This is a genomic window from Croceitalea sp. W27, from assembly GCF_055693185.1.
The window spans coordinates 3,095,213-3,114,932 of sequence record NZ_CM146327.1 but is presented as its reverse complement, the minus strand read 5'-3'; the positions used below and the strand labels follow the sequence as shown (position 1 = coordinate 3,114,932).

Annotated in this window: 17 protein-coding genes and 1 riboswitch; of the genes, 2 read left to right on the top strand and 15 right to left on the bottom strand. The window is 36.9% G+C overall.

Annotated elements, in window-relative coordinates; translation table 11 throughout:
- Nucleotides 1-36: 36 nt before the first annotated feature.
- Together ACZ1GR_RS14005 and ACZ1GR_RS14000 are read right to left on the bottom strand one after the other, a co-directional pair.
- Nucleotides 37-1,182, bottom strand: coding sequence for a pyridoxal phosphate-dependent aminotransferase (locus ACZ1GR_RS14005; RefSeq protein WP_472611823.1), 1,146 nt, complete (start codon nucleotides 1,180-1,182; stop codon nucleotides 37-39).
- A complete protein-coding gene (locus ACZ1GR_RS14000; RefSeq protein ID WP_472609542.1) occupies nucleotides 1,179-2,006 on the bottom strand; it encodes a prephenate dehydratase in 828 nt (275 codons plus the stop codon). The genes ACZ1GR_RS14005 and ACZ1GR_RS14000 overlap by 4 nt, the downstream gene beginning before the upstream one ends.
- A 327-nt stretch (nucleotides 2,007-2,333) precedes the next feature.
- On the opposite strand from ACZ1GR_RS14000, the gene ACZ1GR_RS13995 reads away from it, so the two are divergent.
- Both ACZ1GR_RS13995 and gldA read left to right on the top strand, forming a co-directional pair.
- Nucleotides 2,334-2,894, top strand: coding sequence for a porin family protein (locus tag ACZ1GR_RS13995; RefSeq protein WP_472609541.1), 561 nt, complete (start codon nucleotides 2,334-2,336; stop codon nucleotides 2,892-2,894).
- 58 nt (nucleotides 2,895-2,952) lie between these two features.
- Nucleotides 2,953-3,846, top strand: a complete 894-nt coding sequence (gldA, locus tag ACZ1GR_RS13990) for a gliding motility-associated ABC transporter ATP-binding subunit GldA (RefSeq protein ID WP_472609540.1) — start codon at nucleotides 2,953-2,955, stop codon at nucleotides 3,844-3,846.
- Between the two features lie 240 nt (nucleotides 3,847-4,086).
- Here gldA and ACZ1GR_RS13985 read toward each other — a convergent pair whose 3' ends face one another.
- The 13 genes from ACZ1GR_RS13985 to cysD all read right to left on the bottom strand — a co-directional run bounded on the left by ACZ1GR_RS13985 (nucleotide 4,087) and on the right by cysD (nucleotide 19,660).
- Complete coding sequence (locus ACZ1GR_RS13985; protein WP_472609539.1) at nucleotides 4,087-4,494, bottom strand: group III truncated hemoglobin; 408 nt, start codon at nucleotides 4,492-4,494, stop codon at nucleotides 4,087-4,089.
- A gap of 1 nt (nucleotide 4,495) precedes the next feature.
- Complete coding sequence (locus tag ACZ1GR_RS13980) at nucleotides 4,496-5,581, bottom strand: serine hydrolase domain-containing protein (protein ID WP_472609538.1); 1,086 nt, start codon at nucleotides 5,579-5,581, stop codon at nucleotides 4,496-4,498.
- Nucleotides 5,582-5,639: 58 nt separating this feature from the next.
- Nucleotides 5,640-6,452, bottom strand: a complete 813-nt coding sequence (locus tag ACZ1GR_RS13975; protein ID WP_472609537.1) for a head GIN domain-containing protein — start codon at nucleotides 6,450-6,452, stop codon at nucleotides 5,640-5,642.
- An 8-nt stretch (nucleotides 6,453-6,460) separates the two neighbouring features.
- Nucleotides 6,461-7,561, bottom strand: coding sequence for an acyloxyacyl hydrolase (locus ACZ1GR_RS13970; protein WP_472609536.1), 1,101 nt, complete (start codon nucleotides 7,559-7,561; stop codon nucleotides 6,461-6,463).
- A 60-nt stretch (nucleotides 7,562-7,621) separates the two neighbouring features.
- Nucleotides 7,622-8,575 (bottom strand): methylenetetrahydrofolate reductase [NAD(P)H], encoded by a 954-nt coding sequence (metF, locus tag ACZ1GR_RS13965; RefSeq protein WP_472609535.1) that lies wholly within the window; start codon nucleotides 8,573-8,575, stop codon nucleotides 7,622-7,624.
- Between the two features lie 160 nt (nucleotides 8,576-8,735).
- Nucleotides 8,736-11,483 (bottom strand): methionine synthase, encoded by a 2,748-nt coding sequence (metH, locus tag ACZ1GR_RS13960; protein ID WP_472609534.1) that lies wholly within the window; start codon nucleotides 11,481-11,483, stop codon nucleotides 8,736-8,738.
- Nucleotides 11,484-11,486: 3 nt separating this feature from the next.
- Nucleotides 11,487-12,482, bottom strand: a complete 996-nt coding sequence (locus tag ACZ1GR_RS13955) for a homocysteine S-methyltransferase family protein (protein ID WP_472609533.1) — start codon at nucleotides 12,480-12,482, stop codon at nucleotides 11,487-11,489.
- A gap of 103 nt (nucleotides 12,483-12,585) precedes the next feature.
- Nucleotides 12,586-12,726, bottom strand: a riboswitch (SAM riboswitch).
- A 150-nt stretch (nucleotides 12,727-12,876) separates the two neighbouring features.
- Nucleotides 12,877-13,938 carry an NAD(P)/FAD-dependent oxidoreductase gene (locus tag ACZ1GR_RS13950; protein WP_472609532.1) on the bottom strand — a complete coding sequence of 354 codons (1,062 nt, stop codon included), beginning with the start codon at nucleotides 13,936-13,938 and terminating at the stop codon, nucleotides 12,877-12,879.
- A gap of 12 nt (nucleotides 13,939-13,950) precedes the next feature.
- Nucleotides 13,951-14,529: a precorrin-2 dehydrogenase/sirohydrochlorin ferrochelatase family protein gene (locus tag ACZ1GR_RS13945; protein ID WP_472609531.1), complete on the bottom strand. Its 579-nt coding sequence runs from the start codon at nucleotides 14,527-14,529 to the stop codon at nucleotides 13,951-13,953.
- On the bottom strand, nucleotides 14,529-15,296 hold the full coding sequence (gene cobA / locus ACZ1GR_RS13940) for a uroporphyrinogen-III C-methyltransferase (protein WP_472609530.1): 768 nt from the start codon (nucleotides 15,294-15,296) through the stop codon (nucleotides 14,529-14,531). The genes ACZ1GR_RS13945 and cobA overlap by 1 nt, the downstream gene beginning before the upstream one ends.
- A complete protein-coding gene (locus ACZ1GR_RS13935) occupies nucleotides 15,289-17,379 on the bottom strand; it encodes a nitrite reductase (protein WP_472609529.1) in 2,091 nt (696 codons plus the stop codon). Before ACZ1GR_RS13935 ends, cobA begins: the two co-directional genes overlap by 8 nt.
- A 73-nt stretch (nucleotides 17,380-17,452) precedes the next feature.
- Nucleotides 17,453-18,700 (bottom strand): sulfate adenylyltransferase subunit 1, encoded by a 1,248-nt coding sequence (locus ACZ1GR_RS13930; RefSeq protein ID WP_472609528.1) that lies wholly within the window; start codon nucleotides 18,698-18,700, stop codon nucleotides 17,453-17,455.
- 48 nt (nucleotides 18,701-18,748) lie between these two features.
- Nucleotides 18,749-19,660, bottom strand: a complete 912-nt coding sequence (gene cysD / locus ACZ1GR_RS13925; protein WP_472611822.1) for a sulfate adenylyltransferase subunit CysD — start codon at nucleotides 19,658-19,660, stop codon at nucleotides 18,749-18,751.
- Between the last annotated feature and the right edge of the window lie 60 nt (nucleotides 19,661-19,720).

Sequence of the window (19,720 nt, the reverse complement as noted above, 5' to 3'; positions counted from 1 at the left end):
TTCTTGGTCTCGACTCCGCTCGACCTGACAGTTTAATTAAAACCTACTTATTGCCTCTCTAATTTTTTCTTCTTTCACGCAAAGCGAAAAACGAATATATCCTTCTCCATTACTACCAAATATGGTACCTGGAGCAATAAAAATATTTTTCTTGTGCAACAACTCATCGATATACGCTTCTGATGATTTTGAACCCTTTGGTAGTTTTGCCCAAACAAACATACCTGCAGCTTTACTGTCATATGTTGCACCTAATTTATCTACCAATTCAAACATTAAATTTCTTCGTTTTTTATAAACAGTATCTAATTGATCAAACCAATCACTATTACTTTTTAAAGCTGCGATTGCTCCTTTTTGAATTCCATAAAACATGCCAGAATCCATATTGCTTTTTACCTTTAAAACAGCATTGATATTTTCTGAATTTCCTAATAACATACCTACGCGCCAACCGGCCATATTAAAGGTTTTGCTTAAACTATTTAGTTCTAAACAATAATCTTTCGCACCATTAATACTTAAAATACTCGTAGGATTTTTGGTCAACACAAAACTATAAGGGTTATCATTGACCAACAAAATATCATGTGCTTTTGCAAATGCCACCAGAGTCGCTAGTTTTTCTTTGGATGCAACTGCACCAGTTGGCATGTGTGGATAACTGACCCACATCAGTTTTACTTTTGATAAATCTTTTCTAGAGAGTTCCTCTATATTAGGAAACCAGTTATTTTCTTCCTTTAAATCATAAGTGCGCGGTATTGCCTGCACTAACTTGGTTACTGCAGCATAAGTCGGATAACCTGGGTTCGGCAATAGTACCTCATCGCCAGCATTTAAAAAAGCCATACTAATGTGCATGATTCCTTCTTTTGAACCCATTAAGGGCAGAACCTCACTTGTAGGATTAGGACTAAAACCAAACTTGTTTTTATAAAACTCCGCCATTGCATCTCTCAGTTCTGGAAGTCCTTGATAACTCTGATATTGACTAGCACCTGGCTCTGAAATAGCTTCTTTTAAGGCATCTAAAACTTCTGGGGAAGGAGGCAAATCTGGACTGCCAATTCCCATATTAATGATAGGTTTGCCCTGTGCAATCAGACTTCTTACCTCTCTTAGTTTTTTAGAGAAATAATATTCTTGAACCGATTTTAATCTATCTGCCGTAATCATTATTTCAAAGCATTTCTGTACTCGCCCAAAACCCTAAAATCTTCGGACATGATTTTTAATAATGCTTTACCCTTTTCAAAATCTGTGTAGGTATCAAACGTAACATCCACAAAAAATGCATATTTCCAAGGTGTTTCTATCACAGGTAAAGATTGAATTTTTGTTAAGTTCATATTACAATCACTCATAACATTTAACACTGCCGCCAAACTGCCTCTTTTGTGGTCAGTGATAAAACGAAGAGAAGCTTTGTTAATCGCCTCTTTGGGCAGTACCTTGTTCTGCTTTTTTAGGATTATGAAGCGAGTGGCATTATTTTTTATCGTTTGAATGGCGGATGCTATAATGTCTAAATTATACAAGTCAGCTGCCACTTTCGGGGCAATAGCCCCTACGGTTCTCAATTCTTTTTCTTCTATCCGTTTTGCCGTTTCAGCTGTATCAACATCTTCGACCAATTTAATTTTTGGATAAGCCTTAAAAAAGTCTTTGCACTGTAAAAGAGCCATCGGGTGTGAATGCACCTCGGTAATGTCTTCAATAGTCAGCCCTGGTTTAACCATTAAATTATGGTCAATGTTCAAATAGTGCTCTCCAATAATATGTATCTGGTTATGGTAAATTAAATTATAGTTTGGAATAATACTTCCTGCAATTGAATTTTCGATAGCCATTACGGCTTTGTCAGCAGTGCCATTGAGCAACTCTTCAATTAGTTTATCAAAAGACAAACACTCTACCAAATCAAAAGGCTCCGTAAAAAACTCTTTAGCGACTTGATGATGATTGCTTCCTTTAATTCCTTGTATGGCTATTTTTAAATTCATTCCAAAAAAAAAGCCCTGATTTATATCAGGACTTCAAATGTTTTTTATACTAAAGGTATACTACAACAGTCCTGTATTTCTTTTAAGAAAGAAATAAAAATAAAAACCGTTCCAGAAATACGTTCTTTTCATTTTGCTAAAATTCTCGGCTAAGATTAAGCATTCTATGTTAATATCAAAAGAATTATTCCATTTTTAGCCATTATTAAGTATTTGATTAAAATTTTAATCAATAATTACACTTTTATCAAAAAAACGCTATATAAAATTTTTTATCTCTAATTTCGTTATACACTGAATTTATATAAACCCTAAAATTATTCAACCATGAAAAACACAATTTACTTATCATTTGCACTGCTTTTATGTTTTAGCAATTTAAGCGCCCAAGATTTTTCTTTTGGTGCCAAGGCTGGTGCCAATTTCGCTAATGTGACCGGAGATGATGTGGAAAACTCAAGTTCAAGAACGGGATTTCACCTTGGAGCAGTGGCCAGAATAGGTATCTCAGAAAAATTTGGCATACAGCCCGAGCTAATTTATTCGCAACAGGGTGCAAAAGACGATGAATTTGATGTTACCTTAAAATTAGATTACCTTAATGTACCAGTTTTAGCTGATATTGTTGTAGCTCAAGGATTTAGCTTACAAGTTGGACCTCAATTTGGCATCAATATCAATAGCGGTGTTGAAGATGATAATGGTAACGAAGGTGATGTTGATGATATAAACAGTCTTGACCTTGGTGCCGCTCTTGGAGCGCAATACAAACTTGATTCAGGACTATTCTTTCAGGCTAGGTATAATCTAGGACTGAGCGATATTGCCGAAGATTCTGATGTTAAAAATGCTAACATTACTATTTCGATAGGATATTTCTTTCTGTAACTAATTTTATGAAATGGACATATGATAGTGTACTTTTATATAGTTCAAACACTTTTGTATGTCCATTTCTGTTAAAAACATTACCAAATTTTTTGGTAATCAAAAAGCGCTAAATAATATTTCATTTTCCATTCAGAAAGGTGAAATCGTTGGTTTTCTAGGTCCTAACGGTGCAGGAAAATCTACAATGATGCGTGTTTTGACCACTTACCACAATGCAGATTCAGGTCAAGCTGAAGTTAACGGTTTTGATGTTTTAAAATCGAAACTTGACGTTCAAAAGAGCATTGGCTATCTACCAGAGCACAATCCGCTTTATTTAGAAATGTACATTAAAGAATATTTGGCTTTTAACGCTGAAATCTATAAGGTTTCAAAGGAACGCGTAAATGAAGTTATTGAACAAACTGGATTAACCCTAGAGGCACATAAGACGATAGGACAACTATCAAAAGGCTATCGCCAGCGTGTGGGTCTAGCAGCAGCACTATTACATAACCCCGACGTTCTAATTTTAGACGAGCCAACCACAGGTCTTGATCCTAACCAACTGATTGAAATACGCAAATTGATTCGTGAGATTGGCAAAGAAAAGACCATTCTACTTTCCACACATATTATGAAGGAGGTTGAAGCTGTTTGTGACCGCGTAATTATTATCAATAAAGGAGAATTGGTAGCGGACAAAAAATTGGAGGAATTACGCGAAGCCGAGCAACAAATTATTGAGGTAGAATTTGATTACCGGGTAGAAGAAGTATTGCTAAATAAAATGTCGAATGTTTCTTCTGTTAAGAATACAGGTGGTTTTGTCTATGAAATTGTTTTTAATACTTCAAAAGATATGAGACCAGCCGTATTTGATTTTGCACACGATAATGAGCTGAAAACCTTACAGCTAAGTAGAAAAAATAAAAATTTAGAAAGTTTGTTTACCGAACTAACGACCTAGTGTTAGATGCTGTTAGTTTGTAACTAAGCCTTCGTTTTCAGGAGACGTTAATTCTTTTGAGATATTCTGATCTAGCGATTCCTCGTTATTATCAGTGTTAGCTTTAAACAAGATTATGGCTACAAGAAGAAAAATAAAAAGCACTGCACACTTTCGCATTGTGAATCATATTTGACATGAAATTATATTTTTTGCTTCATGAAACACCTCCTTTTTCTATGAACGACTTAAAAATATGGTTTAAGTGTTCTTATTTACCCTTTGCCGTTGTTCGAAAATGGCCATAAACATGCGTACACTTATATTTCGTGCCCTTTGTTTTGCCTTTTCTGCATTCTCGCCTATAAAATGGGCATCTATGGTTTCAATCCAATGGCGAAGCCAAATCCCAAAGTGGTAGTTTGAAATGGTATAGCCCATTTCTTTGTCTAAATCTGCGTGTACCTGTAGTGGATTTGCTTTATACTTTTGAACAAAGAACAAATTGGTTTCCCAGAAATCGGTAAGCTTTTCAATGTGCTCTGGCCAATCTTGAACTGTTCTATTAAAAAAATGGCCTATCTCATTATCTTGGCGAACTTTCTCGTAGAACTTAACGACCAGTAAATGAACTTCTTCACGACCCAAAATTTTTATTCTTTTTTTCATGCTATCCAAGATGAACAAGAGTATTAATGGCACTATCCAAACTATTCTGCACCTTAGAATCTGTACAATTGATAAGAATAGATACTACCAGTTTCTCATTTGGATAAACAAATAGGTTAGAGTACGCTCCAACACTACTCCCTACATGACCTACAAAATTTCTGCCTAAGTTATCTTCGCTTACTTGAAAACCAAGCCCATAATAAATAGACTCTTGATCAATTAGTTGCGCAGTGAGCAGTTCTTGATAGGTCTCTTGCTCTAATAAGTTTTTATCGAGTAGCTCTTGACCGAGTTTAGCCACATCGTCGCTTGTAGACAGATAGCCCCCACCTGCCAGTTTATAAAAATTATTTACTTCAATGGCTTTCTTAAAACCGATTGGTGTTTTGGTATAAAATTTAGCTTGATTCTCAACTCCGCTCGAACTGATAGTTGGGTTTTGTAACGGAGGAATGGTATTTCTCATTCCAAGTGGATCCAAAACCTTTTCTTTCACATATTGCTCAAAAGGCATTCCACCTGCTTCTTGCATTGCCAATGAGAGTAACACAAAATCAAAACTGTTATAAAGGTAACCTTTGCCTGGCTTAAACATCAACGGATCATCTTTAAAAACTTCGAGGCTATCTGCAATTGAAAATGATTGGTTTAGACCAAATTCCTTCCCTTGGTATACCCTTATACCTGCGGTATGACTCGCCAATTGGCGAAGCGTAAAGTCATATGCTTTCTTTGGGTAATTAGGAACATATTTATAAAATGAATCATCAAATTCTAATAGCCCCTCCTCCACCATTTTACCTAGGGCCAACCCAGTGATACATTTTGAAATACTGGCAATTCTAAAAATTGTTTCTTTTGGGTTAACTGGTATTTTATTTTCAATATCACAGTAGCCAAATCCTTTTTGAAACAGTATTTCATCTCGTTTTGTTATGGTAATGGCCAGACCAGGAATACTTTTCTCAACACATAAGTTATGAAGAATGGCATCAGATTTTTTAAGACCAGAAAGCCCTTTCAAAGACTTTACTTTGACCTGATGGGTAAAAATATTGCTTAAGTATGTGATGAATGAATTCACTTAATAATGAGTAATTATAAAATTGGTAAAGCTGCTTTTTTATTAACCCTAATCGCAATCAATTTCTAAAAATCAATCGACCCTCGAAAATCTCATCGACCGATACCTCTGGTGGCCTATTAAGGCTTATTACATTACCATAACCACGGATTACTCCACTTATTCGCTGTTGCGGATTAACCAAAACATCATTGGAACCACGATGGTTAACACCTATATTTTGTGCAACTAAATCTTCGGCTTCTATTCTAGAATCTCCTGCTGCTATCGTTACATTAAAATTATTGGTTATCCCCGACAGTTTAAAAAAGGCGATTCCATTTACAACAATTGCGACAGTTTCTGAAGCCAATTCTAAATCAAATGAACCATCTGTTGTTTCCGTTTCAGGACTATTAAAACTTTCAGATACTAAACTGAGGTTTGGATAATTTAATACACCGTCACTAGAAATTAAAAGGCCCGTACTACTCCTTATTTCAGAAATGTTTGGTGAAGTAACATATATTGTTGTTAAACCATAATCACGAACGTAATTACAGTTATTTTCATTTCTAAGTATCAAACGGTTTTCTTCTACTTTTGCGGTAACCTCATTCAATAAAAATTCACCAGTTTCAATCTCTATCTGTTGCTCATCTCCTTGTTTTAAAACTAAGTTCAAGTTTTCAAAAACGGTAATTGTTGTAAACTGAGGAACTTCAACCTGAACTCGAACGATGTCTCCGGCATTTTGAAAACAATCTGGGGCTTTTTCAGAGTTACAGCTTAAAATAAAAAGAGAATTGACCAATACTAGAAATACCCAGAAAAGGTCTCGACTCCGCTCGACCTGACCGTCACTTTCGATTAAAAATTTATTAGCTGACATACGTATATCTATAATCGTATTCCTATTCCAAATTCAACAGCTTCCGCAGCGGCCGCATGTGATTTTAGTGTAATGCTGCCAAATACCTTATCACCAAAATAACGTTTCAATCCCATTCTATTATACACCTTTCCTTCAAAATCAAAGGGATAATACACATAATAACCTAATTGAGTGACCACACTTAGCTTATTGATAAAAAGCTCATGGCCTAAAAATACCCCCACACGTTTAAAATCGGTGTCAGGAGCTACGTCAAGCTCAGGAAAAGAAATGCTTTGAAAACGAATCAAATCTTTTAAAAAATTAGAAAAGAAAACATCCGCTCCGAATTGAACAGCACTTTTTCGACCTAATCTTTTATCCGCATAAGCAGAGAAAATCGCAAATCCGTATTGCCTTGAATTGATAACATCACTCTCGTTAACGCCCCCTCTTAAAGCAAGATTGTAGCGAATAGGTTCCGAAATTTTTTCTTTAAATTGTTTTGGCTTAAAATCATATTCGACACCTCCATCTAAATCATAGGTTATGCCAAAATTCAAAGCTGCGGTATTTGTAGATGTATTGGGGGCCCTAAAATTAGCATTTGAGTAATGTATTAACGAAAGCCCAGCTTTAAAACCTAAACCAGCAATTAAATTCTCTTTATGATAATTCAACATCAACATTGTAGAACTAAGCAAGTGAGAACCATAAGCATTATTTCTAAAATTAGTTTCCCTATCATATGGGTTGGTATTATACGCAACACCCTGCGCTATTCGTAACTGAACATTACGTTTTAAAAAGTAAAAATTATAATGGGCATAAAGTCCGAAATGCTTACCCAAAACAGGATTCTTCATATCTTGATAAGCAAAGGTAAACCCACTATCAGGGTATCCAAACTCAGACTCCCAAGCTTCATCTCCATACCGTTTTCTATTAAAACCCAATATAAACCCGACCGGGTGTTCGGTTATCAAGTGAGATATATCAGTATTGTGCAATAGAATTGAGCCGTTAAACTGGCTAAGATCTAAAACAAATTTCTTTGGTATTTCAGGACCCTGAGAAAAACCAAAGACAAAAAATCCTAAAAATAGGAGTGATAGTAGGTGCTTCATGAAGCGTAAAAGTACCAATTAGATTCGAGAGTAGTAAAGTCTAATTCTTTAGAACAACCATTAAAATACCTCTTTTGCAATGGCGGCGATATTGTCCGATTTGCCCATCGAATAATAGTGCAGAACGGGAACACCGGCATTTTTTAGCTCCTTAGATTGCTCAATTGCCCAATCAATACCCACCTTTCGCACCTCTTTATTCGTTTTACAATCGTCAACCGCATCAATTAAATCTTGAGGCAGGTCTATTCTAAAAACTTGCGGCAATAGTTGTAAATGTCGCTTGACCGCAATGGGTTTTATGCCTGGGATAATAGGAATAGTTATTCCAATTTCTTTTGCGGCCTCTACAAATTCAAAATACTTTTTATTGTCAAAAAACATTTGCGTAACCACATAATCGGCTCCGGCATCTACTTTTTCTTTCAGTCTTTTTAAATCTGATTTTAAAGAAGGAGCTTCTAAATGCTTTTCAGGATAACCTGCGACCCCAATACAGAAATCTGCACAATCATCGGTTTCAATAACTTCATGTAAATATTTCCCACAGTTTAAATCTTGAATCTGTTTTACCAAACTTATTGCGTAAGGATGGCCTCCTTTTGTTGGTTCAAAATACTTCTCTTCACGCATGGCATCACCTCTCAAAGCCATAACGTTATCAATACCCAAATAATGACAATCTACCAACAGGTACTCCGTTTCTTCTTTAGTAAAACCTCCACAAAGCACATGCGGAACCGTGTCAACATCATACTTGTGTTTTATAGATGCACAAATACCTACAGTGCCTGGCCGCATGCGAGTCAATTTTTTGTCCAATAAACCATCCCTATCAATATAAACGTACTCTTCACGTGAGGTAGTTACATCAATAAATGGAGGCTTAAACTCCATCAATGGGTCAATGTTATTATACAATTCTTGAATATTGCGCCCCTTTACCGGTGGGATAATTTCAAAACTAAAAAGGGTTTCCCCTTTGGCTTTTTTTAAATGGTCTGTTACTTTCATATATGCTGAACTTGTTTCAGTATCTATTTTACTTTCGTAAAGGGCGTTACCTAAAGGTCGGGCTTTCGGTAGTCGCTCTTTCTTTTAACTCGACTTCGCTTGATATGACAGAAAAGAAGCTTCAACAAAACCTCGAATCCTAACGCATCTTTATCTTAAATCAATCATCCACAATATTTGGAGCAAGCCATTTTTTAGCTTTTTCCAATGCAATTCCTTTTCTCTTTGCAAAATCTGCTACTTGGTCTTGTTTAATTTTACCTAGCCCAAAATACTTAGCCTGTGGATTAGCAAAATAATATCCGCTTACACTAGCGGCTGGCCACATGGCCAAACTTTCTGTTAGTTGCACACCAATGGTTTCTTCTACTTGAAGCAATTGCCATATGGTCAACTTTTCTAAATGGTCTGGACAAGCAGGATAACCTGGTGCAGGGCGTATGCCTTTGTACGATTCATTAATTAAATCTTCGTTACTTAAATCTTCATTGGCCGCATAGCCCCAATGTGTCGTTCTAACTTCTTTGTGTAAGTATTCCGCAAAAGCTTCCGCCAAACGATCAGCTAAGGCTTTAACCATAATTGCATTATAGTCATCTAGATTTTTTTCATATTCGGCAGCTAGTTCTGCAGTACCAAAACCAGTGGTTACACAAAAACAACCTATATAATCTTGTTTTCCACTTTCTCTGGGAGCAATAAAATCTGCTAAAGCGTAATCTGCTACGCCCGCCTTTCTTTGTAATTGCTGGCGGAGGGTTCTGAATACAAAGGCTTCATTCTTTTCTTTGTTCTCGACTCCTCCTTCGACAAGCTCAAGATGACAGCTCGAACTGACAGAAAGATTTATTTCAATATCATCCTCATCAATTGTATTTGCAGGAAACAGCCCAAAAACCGCTTTTGCTTTTAACTGTTTTTCTTTAATTATTTTACTGAGCATTTCTTGGGCATCAGCATAAAGTTCAGTTGCTTGTTTACCCACAATTTCGTCCGATAAAATATCAGGATATTTTCCATGTAAATCCCAGCTTCTAAAGAAAGGTGACCAATCTATAAAGTCTACAAGTTTTCCTAAATCAAAATTCTCAATTACTTGAATGCCTAATTTTTTGGGCTTTACAATTTCCGCAGTATTCCAATCTATTTTAAACTTATTGGCACGAGCCAACTGCAAAGATTTGTATTCCTTTTTCTTAGTACGCTTTAAAAACTTATCTCTAAACGCTTCATAATCTAGTTTTAGATTTTCTTTATAAGCATCTGAACTTTCTTTTTGTAATAAATCGCCGACCACAGTTACCGCTCTAGATGCGTCATTAACATGCACTACTGCACTTTTATATTGAGGGTCTATCTTTACTGCTGTATGGGCTTTGCTGGTCGTTGCACCGCCTATTAATAAGGGCACTTGAAAATTCTGACGCTGCATCTCCTTTGCCAAAAAAACCATTTCATCTAGCGAAGGAGTTATTAGTCCACTTAAACCAATAATATCTACATTATGTTCGATAGCGGCATTAATAATTTTTTCTGGAGGCACCATTACCCCCAAATCCACAATTTCATAGTTGTTACAGGCTAATACCACACTCACGATATTTTTTCCAATATCATGCACATCGCCTTTAACTGTTGCCATTAGAATTTTACCTGCTCCTTTTGCATCAGTTAACTGAGGGTTTTTAAGTTTTTCTTCTTCAATAAATGGTTCTAAATACGCCACAGCCTTTTTCATGACTCTTGCAGATTTTACCACCTGTGGTAAGAACATTTTTCCGCTGCCAAACAAGTCGCCAACTACGTTCATACCAGTCATTAAATTACCCTCAATAACTTCAAGGGGTTTTGTAGCTTTTTGGCGTGCCTCTTCAATATCTTCAATTATGTATTGGTCTATACCTTTAACCAAGGCTCTTGTTATTCGGTTTTGCAAGGGCTCTTCGCGCCAAGACAAATCAACCGTACTTTCTTTGGTCTTACCAACTACGGTCTCTGCAAAATCTAGCAAACGTTCGGTAGCATCATCCCTTCTATTCAAGATAACATCCTCTACGTGCTCCAATAAATCTTTTGGAATATCATCATAAACTTCTAACATGGCCGGATTAACGATACCTATATTCATTCCTGCTTTTATGGCATGATATAAAAAGACGGAATGCATGGCTTCGCGCACCGGATTGTTCCCTCTAAAAGAAAAGGAAACATTACTCACACCACCACTTACGCTGCAATGCGGAAGATTATTGCGAACCCAGCGTGTACCCTCGATAAAATCGATGGCATTACGTCTATGTTCCTCCATTCCCGTAGCCACCGGAAAAATATTAAGGTCAAAAATGATATCTTCTGGTGCAAATTTCACCTTATCTACTAAAAGTCTATAAGAGCGTTCTGCAATCTCTATACGTCGCTCCAAGTTATCTGCTTGACCAACCTCATCAAAAGCCATTACAATGACCGCAGCTCCATATCTTTTAATCAATTTCGCCTGACGTATAAATTCTTCTTCCCCTTCTTTTAAACTAATGGAGTTTACCACACATTTGCCTTGTACCACTTGCAAACCTGCTTCAATAATCTCCCATTTAGAACTATCTATCATAATAGGAACACGGGCAATATCGGGTTCTGCAATAACTAAATTTAGAAATTTAACCATGGCATGTTTACCATCAATTAAACCATCATCCATATTAATGTCGATGATTTGTGCACCACCTTCAACTTGATGACGTGCCACTTCTAAGGCTTCATCAAACTTTTCTTCTTTAATAAGCCTTAAAAACTTCTTTGAACCAGCAACATTGGTACGTTCACCTACGTTAATGAAGTTGCTATCTGGTGTAACAAGTAAAGGTTCTAAACCAGAAAGTTTTAAATATTTTGGTTTTGCTTCTTTCATTAATTAGATTTCTATAGTCAATTTTCTTGGCTCAAATTGCTTAACCACCTCGGCAATAGCAGTAATATGTTCCGGTGTTGTTCCGCAGCAACCCCCAACGATATTAACTAATCCTTTTTCTACATACTCTTTAATTTGAGAAGCCATCTGTTCTGGGGTTTCATCGTATTCACCAAAAGCATTTGGCAAACCTGCATTAGGGTGGGCACTAGTAGCGTAATCAGATTTTGCTGATATTACTTCTAAATGCGGTACGAGCTGTTTAGCACCTAAGGCGCAATTGAATCCCACAGAAAGAATGGGTATATGTGAAATTGATATTAAAAACGCTTCAGCCGTTTGACCAGATAATGTTCTCCCAGAAGCATCAGTGATAGTCCCGCTCACCATAATAGGCACTTCGATACCACGTTCTTCTTTTACCTCTTCAATAGCAAAAAGGGCTGCTTTAGCATTTAAGGTGTCAAAAATAGTTTCAACCAACAATATATCTGCACCGCCATCTAATAAGGCCTCTACTTGTTGTTTATAAGCTATCCTCAATTCATCAAAAGAAACCGCTCTATAGCCAGGGTCGTTTACATCTGGAGACATGCTTGCCGTTTTATTGGTTGGACCAATACTCCCTGCCACAAAGCGCGGTTTGTTTGGTTCTTTAGCAGTAAAGTCATCTGCAACTTTTTTGGCAATTCTGGCGGACTCATAGTTAAGCTCATAGACCAATTCTTCCATATGGTAGTCTGCCATGGCTATAGTCGTACCTGAAAAAGTATTGGTCTCCACAATATCTGCTCCCGCAGCAAAATATTTGCGATGTACCTCAGCAATGGCCTCTGGCTGGGTTAACGATAATAGATCATTATTCCCTTGCAAGGGGTGCTCCCAATCTTTAAAGCGTTCTCCTCTAAAATCTTCCTCGGTGAATTTATAGCGTTGAAGCATAGTGCCCATAGCGCCATCTAAAATCAATATTCTTTTCTTTAGTAAATCCTTAATCATAACACAATGCAACGCCTACAGCGTGAATATAAAATTGTAAGTATCAAGTAAGGAAAAGGAAAGACCAGCTTTCATTTAGGTTATCTATTCCTGAGCATGGTCGGTTTTATACGCCAAGAGATTCTGAAACAAGTTCAGAACAGGGTAGAATGTAGCACCTTCTTAGATACTGATTGGCATCAGTACAAGCTAAGGGTTGCTAAGGCTTCATAGGGTCTATTCCCTCCGCCTTTCTTGATAACAAATCAGTTTTTTAATGAACTAAGTACAAATTAAAGCCACAGATTATTCTTAAACAAATTAATACCCCTTTTTTATTGTTCTTTTAAACAAAAACCCTCTAATCAGAAAATCGATTAAAGGGCTAATAGCTAATAAAAATTAGGAACAAAACTTATACTATACTTTGAACAACTTCTTTTTTTGCTTCTCTTTTAGAACCATCAAAACCTTCCACACCGCCAACAGTAGTGTATTTCATCACAAAGCGTTTATTAGGATGTATAATTTGATATGCGTATTGACACATTACAGCAGCCTCATGAAAACCTGATAAAATCAGCTTTAATTTACCTTCGTACGTGTTTACATCTCCAATAGCAAATACCCCTGGAATATTGGTCTGATAATCTTTGGCATTGTTGACCTTAATAGCGTTCTTTTCTATTTCTAATCCCCAATTACCAATAGGGCCGAGTTTTGGAGATAGGCCGAAGAGCGGAATAAAATTATCTACCTCTAAATAGGTCTCTCCTTTATCCGCGTCATTATGTTTGATTACTACAGCTTCCAATTTCTCATCTCCATAAAGCTTCTTGACTTGCGCTTCGGTAAACAATTTTACTTTACCAAGCTTTGCTAACTCAGAGGCTTTTTCAACAGAATCCAAGGCCCCTCTAAATTCGTTTCTACGGTGTACCAATGAAACTTCTGAAGCCACATCAGCTAAAAATATAGCCCAATCCAAGGCAGAATCACCGCCACCTGCAATGACCACTTTTTTATCTCGATATACCTCAGGATCTTTTATGATATAAGCTACCCCGTTATCTTCGAATTCACTGATATTATCAATAGGTGGTTTGCGCGGCTCAAAAGAGCCTAATCCGCCCGCAATTACAACTACCGGTGCCTGATGTTGTGTTCCTTTATTGGTAGTAACTATATACGAACCATCCTCTTGTTTATCTAAAGTTTCTGCTCTTTCTCCCAAGGTAAAACTAGGTTCAAAAGGCTTTATTTGTTCCATTAGATTATCTACCAAATCACCAGCAAGAATTTCAGGAAAAGCAGGAATATCGTAAATTGGTTTTTTAGGATAAATTTCTGAACATTGCCCCCCTGGTTGTGGCAAGGCATCAATTAAGTGGCATTTTAATTTTAATAAGCCTGCTTCAAAAACGGTGAATAATCCTGTTGGACCAGCACCTACAATAAGTATATCTGTTTTAATCATTTTCGCTTCTTTTTATGCACTTTTTACTAATTTTTCTGTGATTTCATTCATTTTATCTACTTTTTCTTCAAAATCTCCCTTAATCGTTTTTCTATAATCATTCAAGTTTTGAACCATTCTATGGATGTCATCAGGGATAACTTCTTCAAAAAATTGACGTAATCGTTTTGCGGTTGTTGGAGATTTACCGTTAGTTGAAATCGCCACTTTTACATTTCCTTTGGTGACAATTCCACCCATATAAAAATCACATAGCGGAGGGTTATCGGCTACATTCACCAATTTGTTTTGTTTTCGACAATCATTGTAAATCTTTTCGTTGATATAAGGACTATCTGTAGTGGCTACTACGATGTGCTTTCCTTTTAAATACTTTCTATGATACTTTTTCAATAGTACTCTGACTCCGAACTTCTTGGCCAAGTCCAAGGTATTCTTTCTTATCATTGGGGTAACAATGGTAACTTTTGCGTCTGGACTGGATTTGGTTAAAAAGTGTAATTTTTCTTCAGCCACATAGCCTCCACCAACAATCAAAACCTCCAGTTGAGCTGTCTTCAAAAAAATAGGATATAGATTATTTCTTTCCATTATACCAAAATAGCTTCTTGTTCGTGCTTCTTTTTTAGGTTCAGTAGTTCTGTTCTGTGATGTACCACTTCTCCAATTACTATAATTGCAGGATTGGACAGCTGTTGCTCCCTTGCCTTGGATTCAATCGAAGCAACAGTGCCAATTCCTATTTTTTCTCTTTCTGTTGTACCTTCTTGAATTATGGCTACTGGAGTTTCTGATTTTCCTTCCCCTTTGAATAAGGTCATAATTTCATGAAGTTTCGACATTCCCATTAGAATGACAATAGTCGCACTTGACTTAGCTGCTAGGGCAATATCATTTGATAGTTTATGCTCTTTTGTAGTGCCTGTTATTACCCAAAAACTCTCAGAAAAACCTCTTTTAGTTACTGGGATGTGCTGATTTGCAGGAACTGAAAGTGATGATGAAATACCTGGTACTACAGCGACATCGATTCCATATTCCGCGGCATATTGCATCTCTTCGGCTCCTCGTCCGAAAACGAACGAATCGCCCCCTTTTAATCGAACTACATGTTTTCTTAACTGACCTCTTTGTACAATTAGCTCGTTAATTTGCTCTTGTTGATAGGAATAACATCCTTTGCGTTTACCAACAAATATCTTTTCTGCGTTTGGGGCATAATTCAACAACTCAGTATTGATCAATGCATCATACAAAACAACATCTGCACTTTGCAATGCCTTTATTGCTTTTAAAGTAATTAGTTCTGCATCTCCAGGACCTGCTCCAACAACAGTTAATTTCCCTTTCTTAAGCATGTGTCAATTCTAATTTTCTAAACTCCGTCACCTGATTCAAATAGGTTTTTGCATCGGCTAAATAGCTTTTTGCAAATGCCTCGGTAGGCTCATTTTTATTTAATTGAAGTACTAATGTTTCAAAACCACCATGAATATCGAACCTACCCGATTGAACAAATTTTTCATCAAAATCTCTAATGATACTTGCATGCGTATTTACTTTGGTCTTCTCTGCAGTAAGTAATGCCTTTGCAGAGTTGACCATAGATGAGTATGAGTGATAAATACTAGCCGCCCATCTACCTTCACCAAGTGTTTCGGAGGCTTTTTGTATTTTCTCTTCGCTTTCAAAGAGTAGGGTTGCTATTAAATCGATAACCACACCAGCACATTCACCAATACCAATAGCTTTTTCATATTTTTCTGTATTGCCCCAATCGATGAAATCTTCTTGAGTGAGGTTTTCAATATCCGTCAACGGTTTTAGGAAATCGTAGAAATAATGTTCTCCTTTTGACCGATAATAATCAGCATAAGACAAGCCATTTCCATTAGTTTCAAAATCATCTAAAATTAACCTTAGTGCTTCTGGGCCTCTCTTACTGGGTATCTTAACTACCTTATCGGCAAAACGCCCTTCACCATTGCCAATGTTACCGCCACCTAATAAAACTTGTAATGCCGGTGCCACTAATTTGTCTTTTGTGCGTATCGACATTCCTTGAAAACCAATATTGGCCATATTATGCTGACCGCAGGCATTCATACAACCACTGATTTTGATGACAACATCTGAATTACTGATATACTGTGGATACTCTTGCTTTATAATTCGTTCCAATTCTACAGCAATGCCAGTACTACTTGAAATACCCAAATTACAGGTATCTGTTCCTGGGCAGGCGGTGATATCCAATGCTTTATTGTAACCAGCTTCCACAAAACCTAATTTCTCCAACTCCACATAGAAAAAAGGAACTAATTCTTTCTTCACAAAAGGGATCAATATATTTTGCCGAAGAGATAATCGAAATTCCCCGGCGGCATAGTTTGCTACTAAGTCTGCTAATAGTCTTGCTTTATCCGTATAAAAATCTCCCAGCAAAACTTTAATTCCAATGCCCACATAACCATCTTGTTTTTGAGGGACTAAATTGGTCTGCTTCCATCGCTCAAAGGCTGATTCATCTGCAATTTGCACATGAGGAACATTCACATCTGCCACTGTAACCTTTGGATAAGCCAATGCATCAATTGGCACTGTAGTGTTCGGAAGAGCCTTCTGTTCTTTAGCCAATAATTCTTTAAAACCTTCTAGACCTAAATCTTTAAGCAAAAACTTCATTCTAGCTTTGGCCCTGCTCTTTCTTTCACCATATCTATCAAAAACGCGAATGACCCCATCCATTAAGGGAATAATTCTATCGGATGGCAAAAATTCAAAAAGCACATCGGCATGACGGGGTTGAGAGCCCAGACCTCCTCCCAACATTACCTTAAAACCTTTTTCACCATCCTTTGTTTTTGCAATAAAGCCCAAATCGTGCATATACGATAATCCAGTATCCGCATCACTTGCTGAAAAAGAAACTTTGAATTTTCTACCCATTTCTTGGCTGATGGGGTTTCTAAGAAAGTAGCGAAATAAGGCGTTTGCGTATGGAGAAACATCAAATGGTTCGTTTACATCTATACCAGCAGTTTCACTAGCTGTTACGTTGCGTACCGTATTGCCACATGCTTCACGCAAGGTAACTTCATCACGTTCTAATTCTGCCCATAATTCTGGTGTGCGATTTAAATCTACATAATGAATCTGTAAATCTTGTCGTGTGGTAATATGTAAACGACCCGTAGAATATTCATCGGAGACATCACAAATACGTTTTAGTTGTTTTGAAGTAACTTTACCATAAGGCAGTTTAATACGAATCATCTGAACTCCTTGCTGGCGCTGACCATAGACCCCTCGAGCTAAACGTAGACTACGAAATTTCTCTTCGTCTAATTTACCTTCTTGAAATTCATGTATTTTACGTTCCAATTCTAGAATATCTTTTTCTACAATAGGATTTTCTATTTCTGTTCTAAAGCTTTGCATTATTCTATTTTACCTATCTATTTAATAGATTATTAAAAATTAGTATTTGTAATTCATTTACGATGGCACGAAACTAATTAATGAAGCCTACTCCTGCGGTCGCATTTGTTTGCTCATCTATCAAAATAAAGGAGCCATTCGATTTATTCTCAGTAAAAGAATCGTAGAAAATAGGTTTACTTAGTTTTATTTCGACCTCACCAATTTCATTTAAGCTTAGTTTTCCATCAGAAAGTTTACTTCCAGAGTAATCCGTTGCTATTGTATTCTTAACAGCAGAAATTTTAGACAAAACACGATTTGTGCTATGCTGCACGAAATATTTACTTCCTGGCAGTAATTGCTTATTGTCCATCCAACACACGGTAGCACGTAACTCTTTCTTTATTGTAGGTAATTCGTCATCTTTTACCAACATATCACCTCGGGTGATGTTTACCTCATCTTCTAAACAAATTGTTACGGAACTTCCTGCTGTGGCCTCATCAAAAGTTTTATCGTAAAAATAGATTTCCTTAATTCTTGACTTTGTTAAAGAGGGCAGTACCGTAACGGCATCACCTACTTTTAAATTTCCCCCATATAGTTTACCGGCAAAACCCCTAAAATCGTGATACTCTTCTGTTTTTGGCCTAATCACTGTTTGTACAGGAAAACGGACCAAACCCTTATTACCATTAGCTGAAGCATCTATTTTTTCAAGGTGCTCCAATATTGTGTCACCTTGATACCATGGCATCTCATTACTTCTATCGGCAACATTATCTCCTTTTAATGCACTAACAGGAACATAACTTACTTGCTGCTCTTTATACGTACTATTATCGTTTAGTTTTTCAAAGTTTGCTTTGATATCTTCAAAGATGGCTTCATCATAATCTACTAAATCCATCTTATTTACGACAACAATTACTTCTTTGACACGAAGCAAATTATTTATGAAAAAGTGACGATAAGTCTGCTCGATCACTCCTTTTCTAGCATCAATTAAGATTAATGCCACTTGCGAGGTAGATGCCCCTGTAACCATGTTACGCGTGTATTCTATATGCCCTGGAGTATCAGCAATAATATAACTTTTTCTAGGGGTTGAAAAATAAATATGCGCAACATCAATGGTAATGCCTTGTTCTCGTTCGGCAACCAAACCGTCGGTCGCCAATGAAAAATCAAGATAGTCATATCCCTTTTTTACACTGCTATTTCTGATAGCTTCAAGTTTATCATCCGTTAAGGATTTGGTATCATACAATAATCGTCCTATTAAAGTACTCTTTCCATCGTCTACACTGCCTGCGGTAGCTATTTTCAATACTTCCATGCTCTTATTTTAGATTCCTGCATTCGCAGGAATGACAATCAATTAATTTTAAAAATAACCTTGTTGTTTTCTTTTTTCCATAGCTGCCTCAGAACGTTTGTCATCGATACGTGCCCCACGTTCAGAGATTTTTGAATCACGAATTTCCGATACTACTTTTTCAATAGTATCAGCATACGACTCAACTGCCGCCGTGCATGACATATCGCCAACGGTTCTAAAACGAACCGTTCGCTCTTCCACCACCTCATCTTCAGCTCTAAAAACCACTTCATCCTCGGCCGACCAAATCAAACCATCCCGTACAAAGGTTTTACGTTTATGAGCAAAATAGATTGATGGAATTTCTATTGCCTCTTTTTCGATATAACTCCAAACATCAAGTTCTGTCCAATTACTTATTGGAAATACACGAACATTCTGGCCCAACTCAATTTTACCATTTAGCAAATCGAATAACTCGGGCCTTTGGTTTTTTTCATCCCATTGCCCAAAATCATCACGTACCGAAAAAACCCGCTCTTTGGCACGTGCTTTCTCTTCATCCCTTCGAGCACCTCCAATACATGCATCAAACTTAAATTCTTCTATAGCATCTAACAGGGTGGTGGTTTGAAGCATGTTACGGCTTGCGTATTTACCAGTCTCTTCTATTACTTTTCCTTCATCAATGGAGTCTTGCACATTACGAACAATAAGTTCAACACCTAGTTCTTTGACCAATTTATCGCGAAAAGCAATAGTTTCAGGAAAGTTATGGCCTGTATCAATATGCATTAAAGGAAAAGGAATTTTGGCAGGCCAGAAGGCTTTTTGAGCCAATCGCACTAGCGTAATGGAATCTTTACCCCCAGAAAATAATAGCACCGGTCTTTCGAACTGCGCCACAACTTCCCTAAAAATGTAAATGGCCTCGCTTTCCAAGGCATTTGCCTTTAACGTATTGAGGCTCTTATTCACTATTGGTTTCTTTATTTCTTGTATCGTATTATTCAATGCTCTTTGTTTTTATAAAACCTT

Bases quoted from the DNA above. Each gene is read 5' to 3' on its own strand.
- gldA (WP_472609540.1), top strand. From the start codon at position 2,953: ATGTCCATTTCTGTTAAAAACATTACCAAATTTTTTGGTAATCAAAAA.
- ACZ1GR_RS13945 (WP_472609531.1), bottom strand. From the start codon at position 14,529: ATGGAAAGAAATAATCTATATCCTATTTTTTTGAAGACAGCTCAACTG.
- metF (WP_472609535.1), bottom strand. From the start codon at position 8,575: ATGAAAGTAACAGACCATTTAAAAAAAGCCAAAGGGGAAACCCTTTTT.
- cobA (WP_472609530.1), bottom strand. From the start codon at position 15,296: ATGCTTAAGAAAGGGAAATTAACTGTTGTTGGAGCAGGTCCTGGAGAT.
- ACZ1GR_RS14000 (WP_472609542.1), bottom strand. From the start codon at position 2,006: ATGAATTTAAAAATAGCCATACAAGGAATTAAAGGAAGCAATCATCAT.
- ACZ1GR_RS13970 (WP_472609536.1), bottom strand. From the start codon at position 7,561: ATGAAGCACCTACTATCACTCCTATTTTTAGGATTTTTTGTCTTTGGT.
- ACZ1GR_RS13930 (WP_472609528.1), bottom strand. From the start codon at position 18,700: ATGGAAGTATTGAAAATAGCTACCGCAGGCAGTGTAGACGATGGAAAG.
- ACZ1GR_RS13950 (WP_472609532.1), bottom strand. From the start codon at position 13,938: ATGATTAAAACAGATATACTTATTGTAGGTGCTGGTCCAACAGGATTA.
- ACZ1GR_RS13985 (WP_472609539.1), bottom strand. From the start codon at position 4,494: ATGAAAAAAAGAATAAAAATTTTGGGTCGTGAAGAAGTTCATTTACTG.
- ACZ1GR_RS13935 (WP_472609529.1), bottom strand. From the start codon at position 17,379: ATGCAAAGCTTTAGAACAGAAATAGAAAATCCTATTGTAGAAAAAGAT.
- metH (WP_472609534.1), bottom strand. From the start codon at position 11,483: ATGAAAGAAGCAAAACCAAAATATTTAAAACTTTCTGGTTTAGAACCT.
- ACZ1GR_RS13955 (WP_472609533.1), bottom strand. From the start codon at position 12,482: ATGATTAAGGATTTACTAAAGAAAAGAATATTGATTTTAGATGGCGCT.
- ACZ1GR_RS13995 (WP_472609541.1), top strand. From the start codon at position 2,334: ATGAAAAACACAATTTACTTATCATTTGCACTGCTTTTATGTTTTAGC.
- ACZ1GR_RS13975 (WP_472609537.1), bottom strand. From the start codon at position 6,452: ATGTCAGCTAATAAATTTTTAATCGAAAGTGACGGTCAGGTCGAGCGG.